Source organism: Streptomyces tibetensis, from assembly GCF_007655005.1.
GTDB classification, from domain to species: Bacteria; Actinomycetota; Actinomycetes; order Streptomycetales; family Streptomycetaceae; genus Streptomyces; species Streptomyces tibetensis.
On sequence record NZ_SZVW01000012.1, the window covers coordinates 206,083 to 226,770 of the forward strand.

Sequence of the window (20,688 nt, forward strand, 5' to 3'; positions counted from 1 at the left end):
CATGATCGTGCAACGTCGAGCCGTCCCGGCCGTGCTGGCCGCCGCCGCGCTCCTGCTGACGGCCGGTTGCTCCTCCGACGAAGGAGGCCCGTCCGGCAAGGACGACAGCGCCTCCCCGAGCCGCACGGCACCGGGATCGTCCGGACCGCCGCGCCAGGCCGCCGAGGAGACACCCCCCGCCCGGGGATCGGTGAAGGTGGTGCGCACCGTCGCCGGAGGCCTGGACTCCCCCTGGGGGCTCGCCCCGCTGCCGGGCGGCGGCCTGCTCGTCGCCTCCCGTGACGAGGGGACGATCGTCCGGGTCGACGAGAAGACCGGCAAGAAGACCGAACTGGGCGAGGTGCCGGGGGTCTCGGCGGCCGGCGAGGGCGGCCTGCTCGGGATCGCCCTGTCCCCCGACTACGCCTCGGACCGCATGGTCTACGCGTACTTCACCTCGGCGTCCGACAACCGCATCGTGCGCATGATCTACGACGGGCAGAAGCCCTCCGGCGAGCAGCTCGGCGCTCCCGACACGGTCTTCAAGGGCATCCCCAAGGGCTTCATCCACAACGGCGGGCGTATCGCGTTCGGCCCGGACAGGATGCTGTACGTGGGTACCGGCGAGAGCGGCGACACGGGCCTGTCCCAGGACAAGGACTCCGTGGGCGGCAAGATCCTGCGTCTGACCCCGGAGGGCGAGCCGGCGCCGGGCAACCCGTTCCCGGACTCGCCGGTGTACTCCTACGGCCACCGCAATGTGCAGGGCCTGGCCTGGGACGGCAAGCAGCGGCTGTTCGCCTCGGAGTTCGGGCAGGACACCTGGGACGAGCTGAACGCGATCAAGCCGGGCGGCAACTACGGCTGGCCGGAGGCGGAGGGCCGGTCCGACGACAAACGGTTCCGCAACCCGGTCGACCAGTGGACCACGGCGGAGGCCTCCCCCAGCGGCATCGCCCACGCCGAGGGGTCGATCTGGATGGCCGGCCTGCGGGGCAAGCGGCTGTGGCGCGTCCCGCTGAACGGCACGGCGGCCTCGGCGGAGCCACAGGCGTTCCTGGAGGACGAGTACGGGCGGCTGCGCACGGTCGTCGCGGCGGGCGGCGACAGGCTCTGGCTCGTCACCAGCAACACGGACGGCCGGGGCAGCCCGAAGGACGGCGACGACCGGATCCTGGAACTGCGGGTGACGTAGCCCCGGGAACCCGGGGGGCTACTCCCCCGCGCCGTCCTCGTCCTCATGCTGCGGGCGTACGACGACCTTCCCGGACGCGAGATCTATCGGTCCGCGTCCGGGATCGCCGTCCCCGACGTCCTCACGGGTCAGTTCCAGGCGGTTCTGCTCGTCGCGGGTGTGCTTGCGCCCGGGCGAGAACAGTTCCTCGAACATGTTGAACAACGGTGCCTCCCTGGGCCGCGGGATCCGCGACGTCCCTTACAGCGTATGCCTCAGCGTGTGGGACCGGGCATGGCCATCTCGGCCGGGAACAGCCCCATCCGGTGCGCCACCGCCGCCGCCTCGCCCCGCCCGGAGACGCCGAGCTTCCCCAGGATGTTCGAGACGTGCACGCTCGCGGTCTTGGGCGAGATGAACAGCTCCTCCGCTATGCGGCGGTTGGTGTGACCCGCGGCGACCAGGCGCAGGACGTCCCGTTCCCGGCTGGTGAGGCCGAGGGCGTCGGCGGGGTCGGCGTGGCCGGGTTCCGTGGCGTGCGTGAGCGGGAGACGGGCGCGCCGGGCGAGCGCGGTGGCGGCGTCCTCGAGCGGCCGGGCGCCGAGGTGGCGGGCGACGGTGTGGGCGAGCCGCAGCAGCTCCGTGGCACGGTCGCGCTCGTCCTCGCCGCCGCCCGTCAGCAGGGACTCGGCCAGGCGGTACCGGACGCGGGCGAGGTCGTAGGGCCGGTCCAGGGCTTCGAAGGCGGTGACCACGTCCGACCAGGTGGCCGGGGTGCTCCGGCCTTCGGCGCGATGGAGTTCGGCGCGGACCCACCGCTCGTGGGCGAGCCAGACGGGGGCGTGGGTGGTGAGGCGCTTGACGGCGCAGAAGATGGCCTCCAGGACCTGCTCGCGGCCGTCCCGGGCGGCGGGCAGCGCCCGGGCGTCGGCCTCGGCGGTGGCCGCCTGGAGCAACAGCGGCCAGGCGTAGCGCTGGGTGCCGAGCGGGAAGCCGGAGGCGAGGGCGCGGGCCAGTTCGGCGCGGGCGTCGGCCAGGCGGCCCTCGGCGGCGGCGACTGCGGCGGTGAGGCAGGAGACCGGCAGGTCGTGCTGCGGCATGGGGTCGTGCGGGCCGTAGGAGGCGCGGGCCTCGGCGAGGTGGCGGGCGGCCTCGGACACCTCACCGCGGGCCAGGGCGAGGAACGCCTGGCTGTTGGCGCCCGACCCGTACGGCCCGGCCGTCTGCCCCAGCCGCTGGGCGCTGACGGCCGCCTCGGCGGCCTCGTCCCAGCGGCCGAGGGAGATGAGCGACTCGGCGAGGTTGCCGTGGACCCAGCCCTCGGACTCGGTCAGTCCCATCCTGCGGGTGAGTTCCAGGCCTTCGCGCAGGATGGCCACGGCCTCCTCGGAACGGCCGATGCCCTCCAGCGTGGAGGGCAGGTTCACATGGCTGCGGCCCACGACGACCGCGAGACCCCGGGTCACCACTTCGTCCCGGACCTCGTACATGTGGGCCAGCCCGGCTTCGATCTGCCCGGCCTCGACCATGAGCCCGCCGAGGGTGAGGCGGGCGTTGGACTCGATCTCGTCGGCACCCACCATGCGCGCGTACTCGACGGCCCGCTCGGCGGCCGTCAGGGTCTCCGGGCCGGGTTCACGGAGCATCGACCAGTGGGCGGCCGTGGCCAGTACCTCGGCGTGCACCTCGGACGGCGGCAGGCCGCGGACCAGCTCCTGCGCGGTGGCGATCTCCTGCCAGCCGTCGCCCCGGGCGAGCCGCTGGACCAGCCGGGAACGCTGGATCCAGAACCAGGCGGCGCGCTGGGGGTCCCTCCTGCTCGAACGCAGTTGAGAGCTTGGGGAAGGGTCGTCCTCGTCCTCCAGCAGGCGCAATGCCCGCTTGGTGATCTTCAGGGCGCGTTCGCGCTCCCCGCAGAGCCGCCCCGCCACTGCCGCCTCGGCGAGCAGGTCCAGGTGGCGCAGCGCGGTGGTGGCGGGGTCGCAGCCGCAGGGGGGATAGACCTCGGTGTAGTCGACGGGGCGCAGGGCTGCGCGTACGGCCTCGGGAGCGGAGTCCCACAGTTCCATCGCCCTCTCAAGGAGCCGGAGTTGCTCGGAGTAGGCGTGGCGGCGGCGGGCCTCGACGGAGGCTTCGAGGACGGCGGGCAGGGCCTTGGCGGCGTCGTGGGCGTGGTACCAGTAGCTGGCCAGGCGGGTCGCCCGCTGGTCGGCGGGGACGAGGGAGGGGTCGGCCTCCAGGGCTTCGGCGTAGCGGCGGTTGAGGCGGGAGCGCTCGCCGGGGAGCAGGTCGTCGCTGACGGCCTCGCGGACCAGGGAGTGGCGGAAGCGGTAGCCGTCGCCGCCGGGTGCGGGGGCGAGGATGCTCGCGTTCACCGCACCCCGCAGCGCCTCGATGAGGTCGTCCTCGGCGAGCCGGGCGACGGCGGCCAGCAGCCGGTACTCGACGGTGGAGCCGCCCTCGGCGACGATCCGGGCGACCTGCTGGGCGGACTCCGGCAGCCCCTCGACGCGGACGAGCAGCAGGTCGCGCAGGGAGTCGGTCAGTCCCGTCCGGCAGCCCTCGTGATCGGCGACGGCGAGTTCCTCGACGAAGAAGGCGTTGCCGTCGGAGCGCTGGAAGATCGCGTCGACCTGGTCCGGCTCGGGTTCGTGGGCGAGGATGCCGGCGACCTGGCGGCCCACCTCGTCGCGGTTGAAGCGGGCGAGTTCGAGGCGGCGGATCGTGCGGAGCCGGTCGAGTTCGGCGAGCAGGGGCCGCAGCGGGTGGCGGCGGTGGATGTCGTCGGAGCGATAGGTGGCGAGGACGACGAGGCGGCCGGTGCGCAGGGTGCGGACGAGGTAGGAGAGCAGGTGCCGGGTGGAGGCGTCGGCCCAGTGCAGGTCCTCCAGGGCGAGGACGACGGTGTGCTCGGCGGCGACGCGCTCCAGCAGGCGGGCGGTGAGCTCGAAGAGGCGGGCCATGCCCTCCTCGTCGTGCCGCCCCGCCCGCGACTCGCCCAGCTCGGGCAGCAGCCGGGCCAGCTCCTCCTCCTGGCCGGCGGAAGCGGCGGCCAGCTCGCCGGGAAGTTCGCGGCGCAGGGCGCGCAGCGCGGTGGAGAAGGGGGCGAAGGGCAGCCCGTCGGCGCCGATCTCCACGCACCCGCCGAGTGCGACCACCGCCCCGCGCCGGCGGGCGGCGGCGGCGAACTCCTCGACGAGGCGGGTCTTGCCGACCCCTGCCTCCCCGCCGATGAGCAGCGCCTGCGGCTCGCCCTCGCAGGCGCGCGCGAGGGCGTCGTACAGCGTGCCCAGTTCCTCGGCACGGCCGACGAAAACGGGGCTGACGGACCTGGTCTCCACAGGCCCGAGCATCGCATGCGGTTCCGGCGGTGTGGCACCGGTTTTGAGTCGAACGGCCGGATCAGCGGCCGCCGTTCCTCTGCGAACGGCGGCCGCTGCTCTCCGGACGGCGACAGCGGCGGCCGCGGGCGCCGTCCCGGTGCCCCCGGCGGCGACCGGTCTCGCCCCGGTGTTCACGCCGTCCGGGCGGACCGGAGCCGGCGGAAGCGGCGGCTATGGCTCTCGTGCTCGGCGGAGTCCCCGCCTCCTTCCTGGCGGGCCGCGCGGCGGGCCCGGGCGGCCTCGCGGACCAGACGGGCGTGGTCGGCCCGGCGGATGAGGTCGGAGGTGCGCAGCTGCTGGAGCTCGTACTCGTACATGGTGTGTCCTTCGAGGAGAGGTGGGTCGCGGTGTGTTTTCCGCGATGACCTCACTCTCGTCTCCCAGGCGGGGCCGCCACATCGGGAGAGTTCCGCATCTTCGGCGGCGCACGGTGCCTTAGACGCGGCTGAGGGGCCTCAGGGACTCCGTAAGGTGCTCACGGAACCGCCTGAGGCCCCTCAGGACCTGCGGGCTTGCAGCCGGCGGGCGCTCAGCTCGCGGACGGCAGTCCGAGCAGGATGCCGGTGTACTTGAGGACGGCCAGGAACAGGCCGATGACGCCGAGCGCGACTCCCGCCCAGGCCACGGACTTGATCCAGGGGGCCTGGATCCTGCCCGGCGTGCCGAAGGCGGGCCGGGCCAGCGTCACGACGCCGACGACGAGCGCGATCAGCGCGAACAGGCCGCCCCACAGGGCGGTGGTCTGCCAGGCGTCGCCGTAGACCGCCTGGATCTGCTGGGCCACGCCCGCGTTCTGCGCGGTCTCCAGCTGGCCGACGAGGTTCTGGCGCGCGGAGGCGACGGTGCCGATCCAGCTGCCGGTGAGCGAGACGACGCCCAGCGCGGCGGAGACCACGGCTGCGGCGCCCTGGCCGACGCCGGAGGGGCTTCCTTCCTTGGCCGGCGCGCCGTCGGCCGCGGAGGAGCTCTCCTCCTCGACCGGCGCATCGTCTGCCGCGGCCGGGACCTCGGTCTGGGGCACCTCGTCGGACGTGGTGGTGTCCACCGCCTTCTCATCGGTCGTGGCCTTGGTGGCCTCGGTCTCGTCCACTGCGTTCGTTGCCATGTCTCGCACCGTAGGGTCGCTGTCTGAGAAGTCTCTTAATGATCGTTGTGAGCCGCACGCGCGCGTGCGGCGCGCCACTCGGGCGCCAGCACGGACCAGACTTCGAGATCGTGCCGTACGCCACCATAGGGGTGGGCCTCGCGTCGCACACCGTCGCGGGTCATCCCGAGTCGGCGCGCCACGTTCAGGCTGGGCTGATTGAGTGACGCGGCGACCCACTCGACGCGGTGGATGCCGCGCTCTTCGACCGCCCAGTCGATGAGGACCCGCATCGCGCGCGTGACCAGGCCCCGGCCCGTGACGGCCGGCTCCAGCCAGCAGCCGACCTCGCAGTTGCCGCTCGCGGCGTCGAAGTTCAGGAACAGCACGCCGCCCACGAGCTTGCCGTTCAGCCACAGTCCGTGCAGCGAGCGGGTGTCGGCGGCGCGCATGTCGGCGTACCGCTGGAGCATGGCCCGCGCGGACTCCACGTCCGTCTCCTGCGACCCGAAGTTGATGAACCGCCCGATGAACTCCCGGCCCCGCTCCAGGTGCGCGAAGAACTCCTCGGCGTGCCAGGGCTCCAAGGGCTTCAGCTCGGCGTCGTCACCCAGGGATATCGCGTACATCCCGCTGCCGCTCCTCCTCCGCCAGGACGTCCGCCACCTCGGCGTCCGTCGCGGCGGCCAGCCTCTCATGGGCGGCGCGGCTCTCCGGCGGTTCGATGCTGATGCGCGGCATGCGCTTGTCCAGCCAGCGGGGCAGCCACCAGTTGGCCCCGCCCAGCAGGTGCATCAGGGCCGGAACGAGGAGCGTGCGCAGGACGAAGGCGTCCAGGGCGACGGCGGCGGCCAGGGCGATGCCGAACATGGCGATCACCCGGTCGCCGCTGAGCACGAAGGCGAGGAAGACGGAGATCATGATGACGGCCGCCGAGTTGATCACCCGGCTGGTCTCGGCGAGGCCGACGCGCACCGCCCGCCGGTTGTCACCGGTCTCCAGCCACTCCTCGTACATCCGGCTGACCAGGAAGACCTGGTAGTCCATGGAGAGGCCGAAGAGCACCGACACCATGATCACGGGCAGGAAGGGTTCGATGGGGCCGGCGCTGCCGAGGCCGAGCAGTTCGCTGCCCCAGCCCCACTGGAAGATCGCGACCACCACCCCGAAGGCGGAGGCCACGGCGGCGACGTTCATCGCGGCGGCCTTCAGCGGTATGCCGATGGACCGGAAGGCCAGCAGGAGCAGCAGGCAGCCCAGGCCGATGACTACCCCGACGAACACCGGCAGCTTGGAGACGATGACGTCGGCGAAGTCGTCGTAGCCGGCCGTCATGCCGCCCACCTGGACATCGAGCGAGGTGCCCGACTCGGCGCGCGGCAGCACCTCGTCGCGCAGCCGGTCGACGAGGTCGCTGGTCCGCTGCGACTGCGGGGAGGACTCAGGTACGACGGTGAGGTACGCGGTGTGGCCGCCGGAGTCGAACGTCACCGGGGTCACCGAGGCGACGCCGTCGGTGGCGCGGAGGGTGCCGTCGAGGTTGTCCAGGGCGAGCTTGTCGTCGGCTCCGTCGACCTTGGTGACGAGGGTGAGCGGGCCGTTCACGCCCGGGCCGAAGCCCTCGGCGAGCAGGTCGTAGGCCTGGCGGGTGGTGGCCGTCTTCGGATCGTTGCCCTGGTCGGAGGTGCCCAGGTGCAGGGAGAAGGTGGGCAGCGCGAGAACGGCCATGACGACCAGGGCGACCGCGCCGAGCACCTTGGGGTGGCGTTCCACGAAGGCCGACCAGCGGGCCGCGAAGCCGGTGGGCACCTCGGGTTCGGGGCCGTGCTCGGCGAGGCGGCGGCGCTCACGGCGGCTGAGGGCGCGCATGCCTATGAAGGAGAGCAGGGCCGGCAGCAGGGTCACGGAGGCGGCGACGGTGAGGATCACGGTGAGGCTCGCCGCTATGGCGACGCCGTTGAGGAAGCTCAGCCGCAGGATCAGCATGCCCAGCAGGGCGATGCAAACGGTGGCACCCGCGAAGACGACCGCCCGTCCCGTGGTCGCGACGGCGTTCGTGGCGGCCTCGGTGACGGACAGCCCGCGTTTCAGCCCGCGCCGGTGCCGGGTGACGATGAACAGCGCGTAGTCGATGCCGACGCCGAGCCCGATGAGCATGCCCAGCATGGGGGCGAAGTCGGCGACGGTCATGGCGTGCCCGAGCAGCACGATGCCGGCGTAGGCGGTGCCGACGCCGACCAGCGCGGTGGCGATGGGCAGCAGGGACGCGGCGAGTGAGCCGAAGGCGAGGAACAGCACCACCGCGGCGACGATCACGCCGACGATCTCGGCGACGTGCCCGCCGGACGACTCGGTGAGCGCGACGGCGCTGCCGCCCAGCTCCACCTGGAGCCCGTCGGTCTCGGCGCTCTTCGCGGTGTCGACGACGGCCTGTGCCTCACCCTTGGCGATGTCCTCGGCCTGGTCGTCGAAGGTGACCGAGGCGTACGCCGTGCGGCCGTCCTCGCTGATGCGGCCCGTGCCCGGCCCGTCGTAGGGGCTGGTGACCGAGGCCACGCCGGGGAGGTTCTCGATCCGGTCCAGGGTGCGGGTCATCGTCTGCTCGACGTCGGCGGCACGGACGCTGCCGGACGTGGTGTGCCAGACGACGGTGTCGCTGTCACCGCCGAGCCGCGGGAAGCCCTCGTGCAGCAGCTCGGTGGCGCGGCCCGACTCGGTACCGGGGACCTGGTAGTCGTTGGAGTACGTGGTGCCGGCGACGGCGGCGCCCGCGGCGACCCCCGCGAACGCGAGGAGCCACAGCAGGACGCTGAGCAGACGGCGCTGGACGCACCAGCGGGCGAGGGCTGCCACGAAACGTGCTCCCGGAGTTGCCTTGTGTGGATCTTTGACCGGGAACAGTCGTACCTGAACTGAACGGCCAGCAAAGAACGCATGAGCAATGCGCTGCCACTCTTACAAACCGACGAGATCATTTGTCGGTTTCGTGGGGTTATTCACAGCGGCCGGTCTCAGTCGAACTGATCCCCCAGCGCCATCACCATCACGCCCGCGATCAGCAGCCACAGGGCGCGCCGGGTGCGGCCGCGGGAGCCCAGCACGGCGGCGGCAGCGCATACGGCGGCCCCGCCGGCGTAGGCGGCCGGGACGAGTGCCGGAGCGGAGCGGATGAGGCGGAGCAGCGCCGCGGCGAGACCGGCCAGGGTCAGCGCGGCGCCGGTGCCCGTCGCCGTCCAGCGGGCCCGGCGCGCGTCCGCCTCGGTCTCTGCCGGGTCGTCGGTCCCGTCCCGCCCGGCGTCCGCCTCCGAGTCCGCTGTCTCCGGATCGGTCTCGGAATCAGGACGTCCACTCATGGCCGAGACGGTAGCGCGCCGTGTGGGGAAAACCGGGTGCGGGGCCGCCGGGCCGCCTGTTAGCGTCCGTCGGTCCCGAGGAAACGCCCGCGGCCTCTCGCCGCCCGGCCGAAGCAGGTGCATTGTTTGACGGTCCGACCGAGCTCCTCCGCATCCCTTTTCTTCCTCAAGGACTCAAGGAGCCCGTTCACCGATGTCGGACATCACTTCCCGGCCCTCGAACGACCCCCTCGCTGATCGTGTGAGCCACCCCGGCTACCCCCGCAGCAACGGCTACGACGCCCGCTGGACCATCGACAACCAGATGGGCCCGCACGCGCTGTGGCTGCTGGAGTGGCTGGCCCCCGCCCTGGGGCTCGACACCCTGAGCCCCGGCTCCCGCGTGCTCGACCTGGGCTGCGGCCGCGCCATGACGTCGATCTTCCTCGCCAGGGAGTACGGCGCCCAGGTCGTCGCCGCCGATCTGTGGATCAAGCCCGACGAGAACGCCGGGCGCATCGCCGAGGCGGGCGTCGCCGACCGCGTCCTGCCCGTGTTCGCCGAGGCGCACGACCTGCCGTTCGGCGAGGGCACCTTCGACGCGATCGTGAGCATCGACGCGTACCAGTACTTCGGCACGAACGACCTCTACCTGCCCACTCTGACCCGGCTGCTGAAGCCGGGCGGGCGGATCGGAGTCGTGATGCCGGCGCTGCGGGAGGAGCCGGAGGGCGACGAGCCGCCGGCGCACCTGAAGAAGTACTGGGAGAAGGATCCCGGCTTCTGGGCGTTCCACTCCCCCGCCTGGTGGCGGCGGCTGTGGGCCCGCAGCGGGGCCGTCGAGGTCGAGACGGCCGACTGGCTCGACGACGGGTGGCGCGACTGGCTGCTGTGGAGCGAGGTGTGCGCCGAGGAGAGCACCAGCGAGTTCATGGCCGACATGGCCCGCTGGTCGGTCGAGCTGATGCACGCCGACGTGGAGCACGTCCTGGGCTTCACCCGGGTCGTCGGCCGCCGCTTGTAGACGCCTGAGGGGGGATGCACCGGACTCGATGCATCCCCCCTGGGGTTCACACGTGTGGTGCTCAGCCCTCGCTGACGCCCAGCTTCTGGAGGATCAGTTCCTTCACCCGGGCCGCGTCGGCCTGGCCGCGCGTGGCCTTCATGACCGCGCCGACCAGGGCGCCGGCCGCGGCCACCTTGCCGCCACGGATCTTGTCCGCGACGCCCGGGTTGCCGGCGATGGCCTCCTCGACGGCGGTGGTCAGGGCGCCCTCGTCGGAGACCACCTTCAGACCGCGCTGGTCGACGACCTCGTCCGGGGTGCCCTCGCCCGCGAGGACGCCCTCGATGACCTGCCGGGCCAGCTTGTCGTTCAGGTCGCCCTTCGCGACGAGCTCGGTGACCCGGGCGACCTGCGCCGGCGTGATCGCCAGCTCGTCGAGCGCCTTGCCCGACTCGTTGGCGCTGCGGGCCAGCTCGCCCATCCACCACTTGCGGGCGGAGGCTGCGTCGGCCCCGGCCTCGATCGTGGCGACGATCGGCTCCAGCGCACCGGCGTTGAGGATCGCCTGCATGTCGGTGGCCGTGACGCCCCACTCCTCGCGGAGCCGGTTGCGGCGGACCAGCGGCAGCTCGGGCAGCCCGGCCCGGATCTCCTCGACCCACTCGCGGGACGGGGCGACCGGGACGAGGTCGGGCTCCGGGAAGTACCGGTAGTCCTCGGCCTCCTCCTTCACACGGCCCGAGGTCGTCGACCCCGTGTCCTCGTGGAAGTGCCGGGTCTCCTGGATGATCGTGCCGCCGGAGGACAGCACGGCCGCGTGCCGCTGGATCTCGAAGCGGGCCGCGCGCTCCACGGACCGGAGCGAGTTGACGTTCTTCGTCTCGGAACGCGTGCCGAACTTCTCCCGGCCGTGTGGGCGCAGCGACAGGTTCACGTCGCAGCGCATCTGGCCCATCTCCATCCGGGCCTCGGAGACGCCGAGCGCCTTGATGAGCTCGCGCAGCTCACGGACGTAGGCCCGCGCGACCTCGGGGGCACGCTCGCCCGCGCCCTCGATCGGCTTGGTGACGATCTCGATGAGCGGGATGCCGGCGCGGTTGTAGTCCAGCAGCGAGTGCGAGGCGCCGTGGATGCGGCCGGTGGCACCGCCGACGTGCGTCGACTTGCCGGTGTCCTCCTCCATGTGGGCGCGCTCGATCTCCACACGGAAGGTCTCGCCGTCCTCCAGCTGCACGTCGAGGTAGCCGTTGAAGGCGATCGGCTCGTCGTACTGGGAGGTCTGGAAGTTCTTCGGCATGTCCGGATAGAAGTAGTTCTTCCGGGCGAAGCGGCACCACTCGGCGATCTCGCAGTTGAGCGCGAGGCCGATCTTGATCGCGGACTCGACGCCGGTCGCGTTGACGACCGGGAGCGCGCCGGGCAGGCCGAGGCAGACCGGGCAGGTCTGCGTGTTGGCGTCCTGTCCGAGGGCGGTCGAACAGCCGCAGAACATCTTGGTCTTGGTGCCGAGTTCGACATGGACCTCAAGGCCCATGACGGGGTCGTACGACGCGAGTGCGTCCTCGTACGACACCAGGTCGGTCGTGGTGGTCACGGTGAGTACTTCCCTCTCAGCCCAGCAGGACGTCGTCGTCGCCCAGCCGCTTCAGCTCGCGGTAGAGAATGGCCAGGTTGGTGACGACCGCGGCGCCGGTGACGACGGCGTCGAGCAGCCGCAGCGTGTCGTTGTCTCCGCGGGCCTTCTTGATCTGCTTGTAGACGCCGACGGCGCCGAACGCCGACGTGGCCATCGACACGTACAGACCGGACTTGGACTTCTTGAAGCCCTTGGCCTTGGACAGTGCGCTCACAGCGACGGAGCCTCCTCGATCAGCGGGTGGCCCCACTTTTCCACGAAGGCGGCCTCGACGGCGGCACCCACCTTGTACAGGCGGTCGTCCTTCATGACGGGGGCGATGATCTGCAGGCCGACCGGGAGGTTGTCCTCCGGGGCGAGACCGCACGGCAGCGACATGGCCGCGTTGCCCGCCAGGTTGGTCGGGATGGTGCACAGGTCGGCGAGGTACATCGCCATCGGGTCGTCGGCGCGCTCGCCGATCGGGAAGGCGGTGGTCGGGGTCGTCGGGGAGACGATCACGTCGACCTGCTCGAACGCCTTGTCGAAGTCCTGCTTGATGAGCGTGCGGACCTTCTGGGCGCTGCCGTAGTAGGCGTCGTAGTAGCCGGAGCTCAGCGCGTACGTGCCGAGCATGATGCGGCGCTTGACCTCGGGGCCGAAGCCGGCCTCGCGGGTGAGCGAGGTGACCGCCTCCGCGGAGTTCGTGCCGTCGTCACCGGTCCGCAGGCCGTAGCGCAGGCCGTCGAAGCGGGCGAGGTTGGAGGAGCACTCCGAGGGCGCGATCAGGTAGTACGCCGACAGCGCCAGGTCGAAGGACGGGCAGTCCAGCTCGACGATCTCGGCGCCCAGCTCCTTGAGCAGCGCGACCGACTCGTCGAACCGCTGGATGACACCGGCCTGGTAGCCCTCGCCGCGGAACTGCTTGACGACGCCGACGCGCATGCCCTCGACGCTGCCGTTGCGGGCGGCGTCGACGACCGCCGGGACAGGCTCGTCGATGGAGGTCGAGTCGAGCGGGTCGTGCCCGGCGATGACCTCGTGCAGCAGGGCCGCGTCCAGGACCGTGCGGGCGCAGGGGCCGCCCTGGTCGAGGGAGGAGGAGAAGGCGACCATGCCGTAGCGGGAGACCGCCCCGTACGTCGGCTTCACACCGACCGTGCCGGTGACGGCGGCCGGCTGGCGGATGGAGCCGCCGGTGTCGGTGCCGATCGCGAGCGGCGCCTGGAAGGAGGCCAGCGCGGCGGACGAACCGCCACCGGAGCCGCCGGGGATCTTGGTCAGGTCCCAGGGGTTGCCGGTCGGGCCGTAGGCGCTGTTCTCGGTGGAGGACCCCATGGCGAACTCGTCCATGTTGGTCTTGCCGAGGATGACGACGTCGGCGGCCTTCAGGCGCTGGGTGACGGTCGCGTCGTACGGCGGGATCCAGCCCTCGAGGATCTTCGAGCCGACCGTCGTGGGCACGCCCTCGGTGGTGAAGATGTCCTTCAGCGCGAGGGGGACGCCGGCCAGCGGGCCGAGCTTCTCGCCGCGCTCGCGCTTGTCGTCGACGGCGCGGGCCTGGGCCAGGGCGCCCTCGCGGTCGACGTGCAGGAAGGCGTGCACCTTCTCGTCGACGGCCTCGATGCGGGCGAGGTGGGCCTTGGTGACCTGCACCGCGGTGAGCTCGCCGGAGGCGATCTTCGCGGCGGTCTCGGCGGCCGTGAGCTTGATGATGTCCGTCATGGCTGTTAGTCCTCCCCCAGGATCTGCGGCACCTTGAAACGCTGCTGCTCCTGGGCCGGGGCGCCGGAGAGCGCCTGCTCGGGGGTGAGCGACGGACGGACCTCGTCCACACGCATGACGTTCGTCAGCGGGAGCGGGTGCGAGGTCGGCGGTACGTCTTGGTCGGCGACCTCACTGACGCGGGCGACCGCGCCGATGATGTCGTCCAGCTGTCCCGCGAAGTGCTCGAGCTCTTCGGGCTTCAGCTCCAGACGCGCCAGCCGGGCGAGGTGGGCGACCTCCTCGCGCGTGATGCCAGGCATGCAGCGATCCTCTGGGGTGAGTGAATGTGGTGTGGCCCAATCCTATGGGGCGTGGAGCCGTTCCCGTGAAACGGTTTGCCGCCCCGGAGGCTCTCGGGGCCCCCTCAGACCGCGAAGAGCAGTCCGGCACTGATCAGGACGACGACCGCGGTGGCGAAGTGGATCCCGAAGGCCACCGCCTTCGTCCCGCCGTGGCGCAGCACGATCAGCGTGTCGCCCAGCGGCACGAGGGCCACGGCGAGCATGAACCAGGCCTCGGCCCGGGCCCCCGCGAAGGCGAGCAGCGCCAGACCGACCAGCCCGAGCGTGCCGTCCCGCAGGCCCTTGACGGACAGGTAGGCGCCGGCGTCGCCACCGGGGTCGGCCCGGACGCCGTACCCGGCGGCCGCGGCGGCGGGCCGGCACAGGAACCGGTAGCCGAGGAACAGGCAGAACAGGTCGAGCACGACAGCCAGGGCGTACGCGGTGATGGTCATGTCTCTCCTTGGATCCAGCACGGCGATGGCCGGGCAGCCGATGATTTCTAGCAACGCTAGATACCAGAGCGAAGCTAGCAGAGCATCAGCAAGAACACTAGCGCCGCTAGGATTTCTTTCATGACGATCCAGACGCGCCGGGAGCGCGAACGAGCGGAACGCGAGCGGCTGATCGTGACGGCCGCACGGGAACTCGCGGAGGCCGAGGGCTGGGGCGCGGTGACCACGCGTCGGCTCGCCCACCGGATCGAGTACAGCCAGCCGGTCCTCTACAGCCACTTCAAGGGCAAGGGCGCGATCATGGCGGCGGTGGCGGTGCAGGGCTGCGCGGATTTCGCCGCCGAGATGCGGGCGGCGCGCACGGGGGCCGGGAGCGCCCGCGAGACTCTGGCGGCGGTGGGCGGGGCGTACACCACTTTCGCCCGGCGGCACCCCGCGCTCTACGACGCGATGTTCACGCTCGCCGTGGACCTGCCGTTCGCCACCCCCGAGGCACCGGCGGCCCTTAGGGAAGCCTTCGGCGAACTGCTGCAGGCCGTCCGGCCGATCGTGGCCGAGGGCGAGGACACAGGGTTGCTGACGGAGACGTACTGGGCCGGGCTGCACGGACTGGTGACCCTGATGCGCAGCGGACGGCTGCCCGAGGAGGCACACGAACAACGGCTGGCGCTGCTGATCGGCCACCTCGTGCCGCCCGGCACGAACTGAGCACTTGCCCGAGAGGAACCGGGCCGGGCAGGTCGGCGGCGGTCGTGCTCCCTACCGGCCCGCCGTCCGTGTCGCCCGGCAGTGGCGCGGCCGGCCGAGCGCAACAGCGGGACACGGTCTATTCGTCGGCCGTCGCCGCGGGCAGCGCGGCGCGCGGCCGTTGCCAGCCCCGGGGGCCCCGCGCCCGCAGCCACGCCGTGGTCTCCTCCGGGGGCATCGCCGCGGCGACCAGCCAGCCCTGGACGGCGTCGCAGCCGAGGTCGCGCAGGCGCTCCCAGGTCTCGTCGTCCTCGACGCCCTCGGCGACGACGAGCAGGCCGAGGGAGTGGGCGAGGTCGACCGTGCAGCGCACGATCTCCGCGTCCTCGGCGTCGAACGCGAGCCGGGCCACGAACGAGCGGTCGATCTTCAGCTCGCTGACCGGGAGCCGGCGCAGGTGCACGAGCGAGGAGTAACCCGTGCCGAAGTCGTCGAGCGACATCTTCACGCCGTGCGCGGTCAGTTGGTTGAGGGTGTCGGCGGCGCGCTGCGGGTCCTCCAGCAGCACGTGCTCCGTGATCTCCAGCTGGAGCGCTCCCGCCGGGACGCCGTGCCGGGCCAGCCGGGCGGCGACGGAGCCGGCGAAGCCGGGGGTGTGCACATCGCGCGGGGATACGTTCACCGCGACCGGGACGAACAGGCCCTGGTCCCGCCAGCGCGCGACCTGCCCGAGCGCGGTCTCCAGCACGTACTCGGTGAGGTGGGGCATCAGGCCCGAGGACTCGGCGATCGCTATGAACTCGTCCGGCGGCACCTTGCCCCGCTCGGGGTGCACCCAGCGGACCAGCGCCTCCAGGCCCGCGACCTGCCCGTCGAAGCGGACCTTGGGCTGGTAGTGCAGATGGACCTCGTGGGCGTCCAGGGCGCGGCGCAGATCGCCCAGCAGGCCGAGGCGGTCGGGGGTGTTGGAGTCGCGCTTGGACTCGTAGACCTCGACACCGGTGCGGTCCCGCTTCGCCTGGTACATCGCCACGTCCGCCCGCCGCAGCAGCCCTTCGGCGTCCAGGGCGTGGTCGGGGAAGACGGCGACCCCGGCGCTGGCCTCCAGCACGAGGGTGAGGCCGTCGAGGTCGAGGGGAGAGCTGAGGGCGGCCACGAGGTTGCGGGCGACCCGGGTCGCGGAGGTCGTGGAGTCGGCGACCGGGAGTAAGACGGCGAACTCGTCCCCGCCGAGCCGGGCGGCCTCCGCCCCACGCGGCAACGCCACCCGCAGCCGGTCGGCGATCTGCAACAGCAGCCGGTCACCGGCGAGATGACCGAGCGTGTCGTTGACCGACCGGAACCGGTCGAGGTCGATCAGCATCAGGGCGGCTCGGGCGTCGATCCGCTCCGCGTCGTCCAGCGCCGTCCAGATGCGCTCCAGCAGCCACTGACGGTTGGGCAGACCGGTCAGCGGGTCACGCAGCTGCTCCTCCGCCCGGGCCCGGGCTATCCACAGGGTGGAGTCCAGGGCGATCAGGGGGATCGAGAACAACGGCAGCAGGATGGGCTTGGCCACGGCGACCACGCAGAGCAGCGGCGCGATGCCCAGTAGCGCGACGGCGACCAGGCCCTGTCTGACCAGGGCGGTGCGGGCGACGGTGGGCAGGCCGGGGCGCGGGGCGTGCAGGTACCAGAGCAGGACGCGCGTGACCATCAGGTAGGCGACGGCGACCAGGACGACCTGAGGCGCGGTGGTGAGGGTCCAGGTGGCGGGCTCCGCCGGGGACTCGACGGACGGCACGGTTCCGAAGACACCCAGCACGAGCGCGCCGGCGCCGATGCCGAGGAGGTCGACCGCGCCGTGCAGCACGCCCTGGCGCCAGCGGTTGCGGCGGGCCGTGCCGACCAGCACGACGACCGTGAGGCTGACCATGCCGGCCGGAACCCAGCCGTAGAGCAGCAGCACGGCGAGGGTGAGGGCGGCGCCCGAGCCGGTGCCGCCCCACCAGCGGGAGCGGCCCAGCATCACGAGGTGACCGACGATGATGCCGGTGAGCACGGCCAGCGACCAGCCGGCCGTGCCGGCCGGGAAGAGCGCGTGGCCGCCGGTGAAGGCCCGGTAGAAGCCGGCGCCCAGGACGAAGCCGGCCGCCGCGACGACAGCCGCGGGCAGCGCGGGCCAGGACTGGTGCCGCTCGCCGTCCTCGTCATCGGCGCCGGCCGGCCCGGGGGTGTGTTCGACGGCCGGCTGTGCCCCGGGGCCGTCCGCGGCGCGCCCTGCGCCGCCGCGCCCGCCCGGGGTGTACTGTCCGACGGCGCGCACCTCCGCACCCGGACGCCCCGCCGACCACACGGCCTCACGAACCACACGCCATGCGACCGCCATGCGGCGCAGGTGCAGCCGTGAGCCCGTCGCGGCGCTCTCGGTCGGTTCCATTCCCGTCCCTCTCACAGCCGGCGGTGCCCCGCGCCCCGCGGCCCGGTGCCCGACAACCCTTGGGCGGCCCGCGTCGGAAAAACCTTCCCCGCGCTCTGCCCGAGCACGAAGATGCCCCGACCGCAGCTGGGCACGGCAGGCGCACATCTCAACAGTAGGCCGCAGAAGGCTTCCACGGGCAGCGGTCGCCGACGGTTGCCCGAATGCGCCCCGGCCACCCGTATGCATCTGGTATGCGCCGAACGGGTGGCCTTCAACCGCTACTCCTCGGCCGAAAGGGCGACTTCGGCGGCCGCGTCCGGTCCCTGCTCCAGCAGGACGCCGAAACCCTCCTCGGTCAGGACCGGAACCTTCAGCTGCATCGCCTTGTCGTACTTCGATCCGGGGCTGTCACCGACCACGACGAACGACGTCTTCTTCGAAACCGAGCCGGTCACCTTCGCTCCGCGGCTCTGCAGTGCCTCCTTGGCGCCGTCCCGCGTGAAGTGTTCGAGCGTGCCGGTGACGACGACGGTGAGGCCTTCGAGGGGGCGCGGCCCTTCGTCCTCGCCGGTGCTCTCGGCCTCCATGCGGACGCCTGCGGCCTTCCACTTGCGGATGATGTCGCGGTGCCAGTCCTCGGCGAACCACTGCTTGAGGGAGGCGGCGATGGTGGGGCCGACGCCCTCGGTGACCGCCAGCTCCTCCTCCGTGGCCTGGTCGATGCGCTCGATCGAGCGGAACTCGCGGGCCAGTGCCTCGGCGGCGACGGGCCCGACGTGACGGATCGACAGGCTGGTGATGACGCGGGCCAGGGGGCGTTCCTTGGCCGCCGCGATGTTCTCCAGCATGGCGACCGCGTTCTTGCGGGGCTCGCCCTGCTGATTCGCGAAGATCGTGGCGATCTTCTCCTCGCCCGTCTTCGGGTCGCGCTTGGGCAGGCCGCTGTCCGGGTCGAGGACGTACGCCCTGATGGGCAGCAGCTGCTCGATGGTGAGGTCGAAGAGGTCGCCCTCGTCGACCAGGGGCGGGGTCTCGGGCTCCAGCGGGGCGGTGAGGGCGGCCGCGGCGACATAGCCGAAGTGCTCGATGTCGAGGGCCTTGCGGCCCGCGAGGTAGAACAGGCGCTCGCGCAACTGGGCCGGGCAGGTGCGGGCGTTGGGGCAGCGCAGGTCGACGTCGCCCTCCTTCATGGGCCGCAGCGCCGTGCCGCACTCGGGGCACTCGCTCGGCATCACGAACTCGCGCTCGCTGCCGTCGCGCAGGTCGGCGACGGGGCCGAGGATCTCCGGGATGACGTCACCGGCCTTGCGCAGCACGACCGTGTCCCCGATGAGGACGCCCTTGGCCTTGACCACGTCCTGGTTGTGCAGCGTGGCGAACTCGACCTCGGAGCCCGCGACCGTGACCGGCTCGACCTGGGCGTACGGGGTGACGCGGCCGGTGCGGCCCACGCCCACGCGGATGTTGACGAGCTTGGTGTTGACCTCCTCCGGCGCGTACTTGTACGCGATCGCCCAGCGCGGGGCGCGCGAGGTGGAGCCGAGGCGGCCCTGGAGGGGGATCTGGTCGAGCTTGACGACCACGCCGTCGATCTCGTGCTCGACCGAGTGGCGGTTCTCGCCGAAGTGGGCGATGAACTCCCGGATGCCTTCCAGCCCGTCGACCACCTTGTTGTGCCGGGAGGTGGGCAGGCCCCAGGTCCCCAGCAGGTCGTAGGCCTGGGAGAGGCGGGTCAGGCCGGTGAAGCCCTCCAGGGCGCCGATGCCGTGGACCACCATGTGCAGGGGCCGGGTGGCGGTGACGCGCGGGTCCTTCTGGCGCAGTGAACCGGCCGCGGCGTTGCGCGGGTTGGCGAAGGGCTTGTCGCCGGCCTCGACCAGGCGGGCGTTGAGCTCCTGGAACTTCTCCATCGGGAAGTAGACCTCGCCCCGGATCTCCACCAGGTCGGGGACGTCGTCGCCCTTGAGCCGGTCGGGGATCTCCGCGATCGTCCGCACGTTCGGGGTGATGTCCTCGCCGGTGCGGCCGTCACCGCGGGTGGCCGCGCGGGTGAGGCGGCCGTGCTCGTAGGTGAGGTTCACGGCGAGGCCGTCGACCTTCAGCTCGCACAGGAAGTGGTACTCCTGCTCGCCCAGTTCCCTGGCGATGCGCTCCGTCCAGGCGGCCATCTCCTCGTCGTTGAACGTGTTGTCGAGGGAGAGCATCCGCTCGCGGTGCGCGACGGCCGTGAACTCCGTCTCGTAGGCCCCGGAGACCTTCTGGGTCGGCGAGTCCGGCGTGCGCAGCTCGGGGTGCTCCTCCTCCAGCGCCTCCAGGGACCGCAGCAGCCGGTCGAACTCCGCGTCGCTGACGACGGGAGCGTCCTTCACGTAGTAGCGGAAGCGGTGCTCCTCGATCTGCTCCGCGAGGCGCGCGTGCTTCTCCCGTGCCTCGGCGGGCACCGTCGTCGTCTCCGCTTGCTTGTCGCCGGCCACCGTGTCGTCCTCCCGTTACTCTGGGTTGTCCGCGAGGGATCTCGCCGCCCGGGCGCAGTGCGCGAGAGCCCTGCGCGCGTACCCCGGGGAGGCCCCCGCGAGTCCGCACGCCGGGGTGACCGTGACCGCCTCCTCGAGAAGCCCCGGAGACAGCCCCAGCCTGCGCCACAGCGTCCTGACACCCATGACGCTACCGGCAGGGTCTGACAATGGGCCCTCCGCGGACGGGACGACACCGGTGAAGAGCCGGGTGCCGCCCTCCACGGCCTCCCCGATCGCCTCGTCGTCACGCTCGGTGAGCAGCGAGAAGTCGAAGGAGACAGCGGCCGCGCCCGCCCGGCGGAGCAGCGCGAACGGCACGTCGGGAGCGCAGGAGTGGACGACGACCGGGCCGTCGGTGTGCGTCCCGACGAGGTCGCGCAGCGTCTGCTCGGCGAGCTGCCGGTCGACGGCCCGGTGGGTGCGGTAGCCGCTGGCGCTCTTCACCTGGCCGCGCAGGACGGCGGTGAGGGACGGCTCGTCGAGCTGGAGGACGAGCTGCGCACCCGGGATCCGCCGCCGCACCTCGTCGAGATGCAGTCGCAGCCCCTCGGCGAGGGAGCCGGCGAGGTCGCGGCAGGCGCCGGGGTCGGAGAGGGCGGCCTCGCCGTTGCGGAGCTCCAGGTTGGCCGCGAGGGTCCAGGGACCGACGGCCTGCACCTTCAGCGGCCCCTCGTACTCCTGCGTGAACTCCTCCAGCGCGTCGAGGTCCTCGCCGAGCCAGGAGCGGGCCCGCTTGGTGTCCCGGCCCGGCCGGTCCCCGAGGCGCCAGCCGCTGGGCTCCACGCGCGCGTACAGCTCGACGAGCAGGCCGGCGGTCCGTCCGATCATGTCCGCGCCGGGCCCCCGGGCGGGCAGTTCGGGCAGAAAGGGGAAGTCCTCGAAGGTGCCGGTGACGGACTTGGCGGCCTCACGGGCGTCGCCGCCCGGCATGGAGCCCACGCCGGTGGCGGCGCCGAACCTGAACTGGCTGTTTTCACTCACCGGAGAAGCCTACGCAGCGCCTGAGCC

At 72.1% G+C, this 20,688-nt stretch carries 18 protein-coding genes; 3 read left to right on the top strand and 15 right to left on the bottom strand.

Annotated features, from left to right (window positions below; translation table 11 throughout):
- Position 1 precedes the first annotated feature (1 nt).
- Entirely contained in the window at positions 2-1,174 is a 1,173-nt protein-coding gene (locus tag FDO69_RS21605; protein WP_234388023.1) for a PQQ-dependent sugar dehydrogenase, read from the top strand.
- Positions 1,175-1,192: 18 nt separating this feature from the next.
- Here the strand turns inward: FDO69_RS21605 and FDO69_RS21610 are convergent, their stop codons facing one another.
- The 7 genes from FDO69_RS21610 to FDO69_RS21640 form a co-directional block, all read right to left on the bottom strand.
- Positions 1,193-1,378, bottom strand: a complete 186-nt coding sequence (locus FDO69_RS21610) for a DUF6191 domain-containing protein (protein WP_104781500.1) — start codon at positions 1,376-1,378, stop codon at positions 1,193-1,195.
- A gap of 50 nt (positions 1,379-1,428) precedes the next feature.
- Entirely contained in the window at positions 1,429-4,506 is a 3,078-nt protein-coding gene (locus tag FDO69_RS21615; protein WP_104781501.1) for a helix-turn-helix transcriptional regulator, read from the bottom strand.
- A gap of 161 nt (positions 4,507-4,667) precedes the next feature.
- The gene (locus tag FDO69_RS21620; RefSeq protein WP_104781502.1) at positions 4,668-4,853 is read right to left on the bottom strand and encodes a hypothetical protein; all 186 of its coding nucleotides are present in this window, start codon (positions 4,851-4,853) and stop codon (positions 4,668-4,670) included.
- 212 nt (positions 4,854-5,065) lie between these two features.
- On the bottom strand, positions 5,066-5,650 hold the full coding sequence (locus FDO69_RS21625; RefSeq protein ID WP_420878527.1) for a hypothetical protein: 585 nt from the start codon (positions 5,648-5,650) through the stop codon (positions 5,066-5,068).
- A gap of 26 nt (positions 5,651-5,676) precedes the next feature.
- The gene (locus FDO69_RS21630) at positions 5,677-6,249 is read right to left on the bottom strand and encodes a GNAT family N-acetyltransferase (RefSeq protein WP_104781504.1); all 573 of its coding nucleotides are present in this window, start codon (positions 6,247-6,249) and stop codon (positions 5,677-5,679) included.
- Positions 6,227-8,473 carry an MMPL family transporter gene (locus FDO69_RS21635; RefSeq protein ID WP_104781505.1) on the bottom strand — a complete coding sequence of 749 codons (2,247 nt, stop codon included), beginning with the start codon at positions 8,471-8,473 and terminating at the stop codon, positions 6,227-6,229. Before FDO69_RS21635 ends, FDO69_RS21630 begins: the two co-directional genes overlap by 23 nt.
- A gap of 158 nt (positions 8,474-8,631) precedes the next feature.
- Complete coding sequence (locus FDO69_RS21640; RefSeq protein ID WP_104781506.1) at positions 8,632-8,973, bottom strand: hypothetical protein; 342 nt, start codon at positions 8,971-8,973, stop codon at positions 8,632-8,634.
- A gap of 193 nt (positions 8,974-9,166) precedes the next feature.
- On the opposite strand from FDO69_RS21640, the gene FDO69_RS21645 reads away from it, so the two are divergent.
- Entirely contained in the window at positions 9,167-9,976 is an 810-nt protein-coding gene (locus FDO69_RS21645) for an SAM-dependent methyltransferase (protein WP_104781507.1), read from the top strand.
- Between the two features lie 61 nt (positions 9,977-10,037).
- On the opposite strand, the gene gatB is transcribed toward FDO69_RS21645, so the two are convergent.
- The 5 genes from gatB to FDO69_RS21670 all read right to left on the bottom strand — a co-directional run bounded on the left by gatB (position 10,038) and on the right by FDO69_RS21670 (position 14,076).
- A complete protein-coding gene (gene gatB / locus FDO69_RS21650; RefSeq protein WP_104781508.1) occupies positions 10,038-11,552 on the bottom strand; it encodes an Asp-tRNA(Asn)/Glu-tRNA(Gln) amidotransferase subunit GatB in 1,515 nt (504 codons plus the stop codon).
- 16 nt (positions 11,553-11,568) lie between these two features.
- Positions 11,569-11,808 (bottom strand): hypothetical protein, encoded by a 240-nt coding sequence (locus FDO69_RS21655; RefSeq protein ID WP_019329755.1) that lies wholly within the window; start codon positions 11,806-11,808, stop codon positions 11,569-11,571.
- Positions 11,805-13,298 (bottom strand): Asp-tRNA(Asn)/Glu-tRNA(Gln) amidotransferase subunit GatA, encoded by a 1,494-nt coding sequence (gene gatA, locus FDO69_RS21660; protein WP_104781509.1) that lies wholly within the window; start codon positions 13,296-13,298, stop codon positions 11,805-11,807. Before gatA ends, FDO69_RS21655 begins: the two co-directional genes overlap by 4 nt.
- Before the next feature lie 5 nt (positions 13,299-13,303).
- The gene (gatC, locus tag FDO69_RS21665; RefSeq protein WP_031485327.1) at positions 13,304-13,600 is read right to left on the bottom strand and encodes an Asp-tRNA(Asn)/Glu-tRNA(Gln) amidotransferase subunit GatC; all 297 of its coding nucleotides are present in this window, start codon (positions 13,598-13,600) and stop codon (positions 13,304-13,306) included.
- A 104-nt stretch (positions 13,601-13,704) separates the two neighbouring features.
- Entirely contained in the window at positions 13,705-14,076 is a 372-nt protein-coding gene (locus FDO69_RS21670) for a DUF4267 domain-containing protein (RefSeq protein WP_104781510.1), read from the bottom strand.
- 120 nt (positions 14,077-14,196) lie between these two features.
- Here FDO69_RS21670 and FDO69_RS21675 point away from each other — a divergent pair, with 120 nt between their 5' ends.
- Positions 14,197-14,784, top strand: a complete 588-nt coding sequence (locus tag FDO69_RS21675; protein ID WP_104781511.1) for a TetR/AcrR family transcriptional regulator — start codon at positions 14,197-14,199, stop codon at positions 14,782-14,784.
- Positions 14,785-14,902: 118 nt separating this feature from the next.
- Here FDO69_RS21675 and FDO69_RS21680 read toward each other — a convergent pair whose 3' ends face one another.
- From FDO69_RS21680 to FDO69_RS21690, 3 genes are all read right to left on the bottom strand, one after another.
- Positions 14,903-17,182 carry a putative bifunctional diguanylate cyclase/phosphodiesterase gene (locus FDO69_RS21680; RefSeq protein WP_104781512.1) on the bottom strand — a complete coding sequence of 760 codons (2,280 nt, stop codon included), beginning with the start codon at positions 17,180-17,182 and terminating at the stop codon, positions 14,903-14,905.
- A 260-nt stretch (positions 17,183-17,442) separates the two neighbouring features.
- Complete coding sequence (gene ligA, locus FDO69_RS21685; RefSeq protein WP_104781513.1) at positions 17,443-19,638, bottom strand: NAD-dependent DNA ligase LigA; 2,196 nt, start codon at positions 19,636-19,638, stop codon at positions 17,443-17,445.
- A 15-nt stretch (positions 19,639-19,653) separates the two neighbouring features.
- On the bottom strand, positions 19,654-20,661 hold the full coding sequence (locus tag FDO69_RS21690; protein WP_234388024.1) for a methionine synthase: 1,008 nt from the start codon (positions 20,659-20,661) through the stop codon (positions 19,654-19,656).
- Positions 20,662-20,688 lie beyond the last annotated feature (27 nt).

Excerpts from the sequence above, each read along its gene's own strand:
- FDO69_RS21605 (WP_234388023.1), top strand. The coding sequence starts at position 2 with ATGATCGTGCAACGTCGAGCCGTCCCGGCCGTGCTGGCCGCCGCCGCG.
- FDO69_RS21620 (WP_104781502.1), bottom strand. The coding sequence starts at position 4,853 with ATGTACGAGTACGAGCTCCAGCAGCTGCGCACCTCCGACCTCATCCGC.
- FDO69_RS21675 (WP_104781511.1), top strand. The coding sequence starts at position 14,197 with ATGACGATCCAGACGCGCCGGGAGCGCGAACGAGCGGAACGCGAGCGG.
- FDO69_RS21630 (WP_104781504.1), bottom strand. The coding sequence starts at position 6,249 with ATGTACGCGATATCCCTGGGTGACGACGCCGAGCTGAAGCCCTTGGAG.
- gatC (WP_031485327.1), bottom strand. The coding sequence starts at position 13,600 with ATGCCTGGCATCACGCGCGAGGAGGTCGCCCACCTCGCCCGGCTGGCG.
- FDO69_RS21640 (WP_104781506.1), bottom strand. The coding sequence starts at position 8,973 with ATGAGTGGACGTCCTGATTCCGAGACCGATCCGGAGACAGCGGACTCG.
- FDO69_RS21680 (WP_104781512.1), bottom strand. The coding sequence starts at position 17,182 with ATGGAACCGACCGAGAGCGCCGCGACGGGCTCACGGCTGCACCTGCGC.
- FDO69_RS21645 (WP_104781507.1), top strand. The coding sequence starts at position 9,167 with ATGTCGGACATCACTTCCCGGCCCTCGAACGACCCCCTCGCTGATCGT.
- gatA (WP_104781509.1), bottom strand. The coding sequence starts at position 13,298 with ATGACGGACATCATCAAGCTCACGGCCGCCGAGACCGCCGCGAAGATC.
- FDO69_RS21670 (WP_104781510.1), bottom strand. The coding sequence starts at position 14,076 with ATGACCATCACCGCGTACGCCCTGGCTGTCGTGCTCGACCTGTTCTGC.
- FDO69_RS21615 (WP_104781501.1), bottom strand. The coding sequence starts at position 4,506 with ATGCTCGGGCCTGTGGAGACCAGGTCCGTCAGCCCCGTTTTCGTCGGC.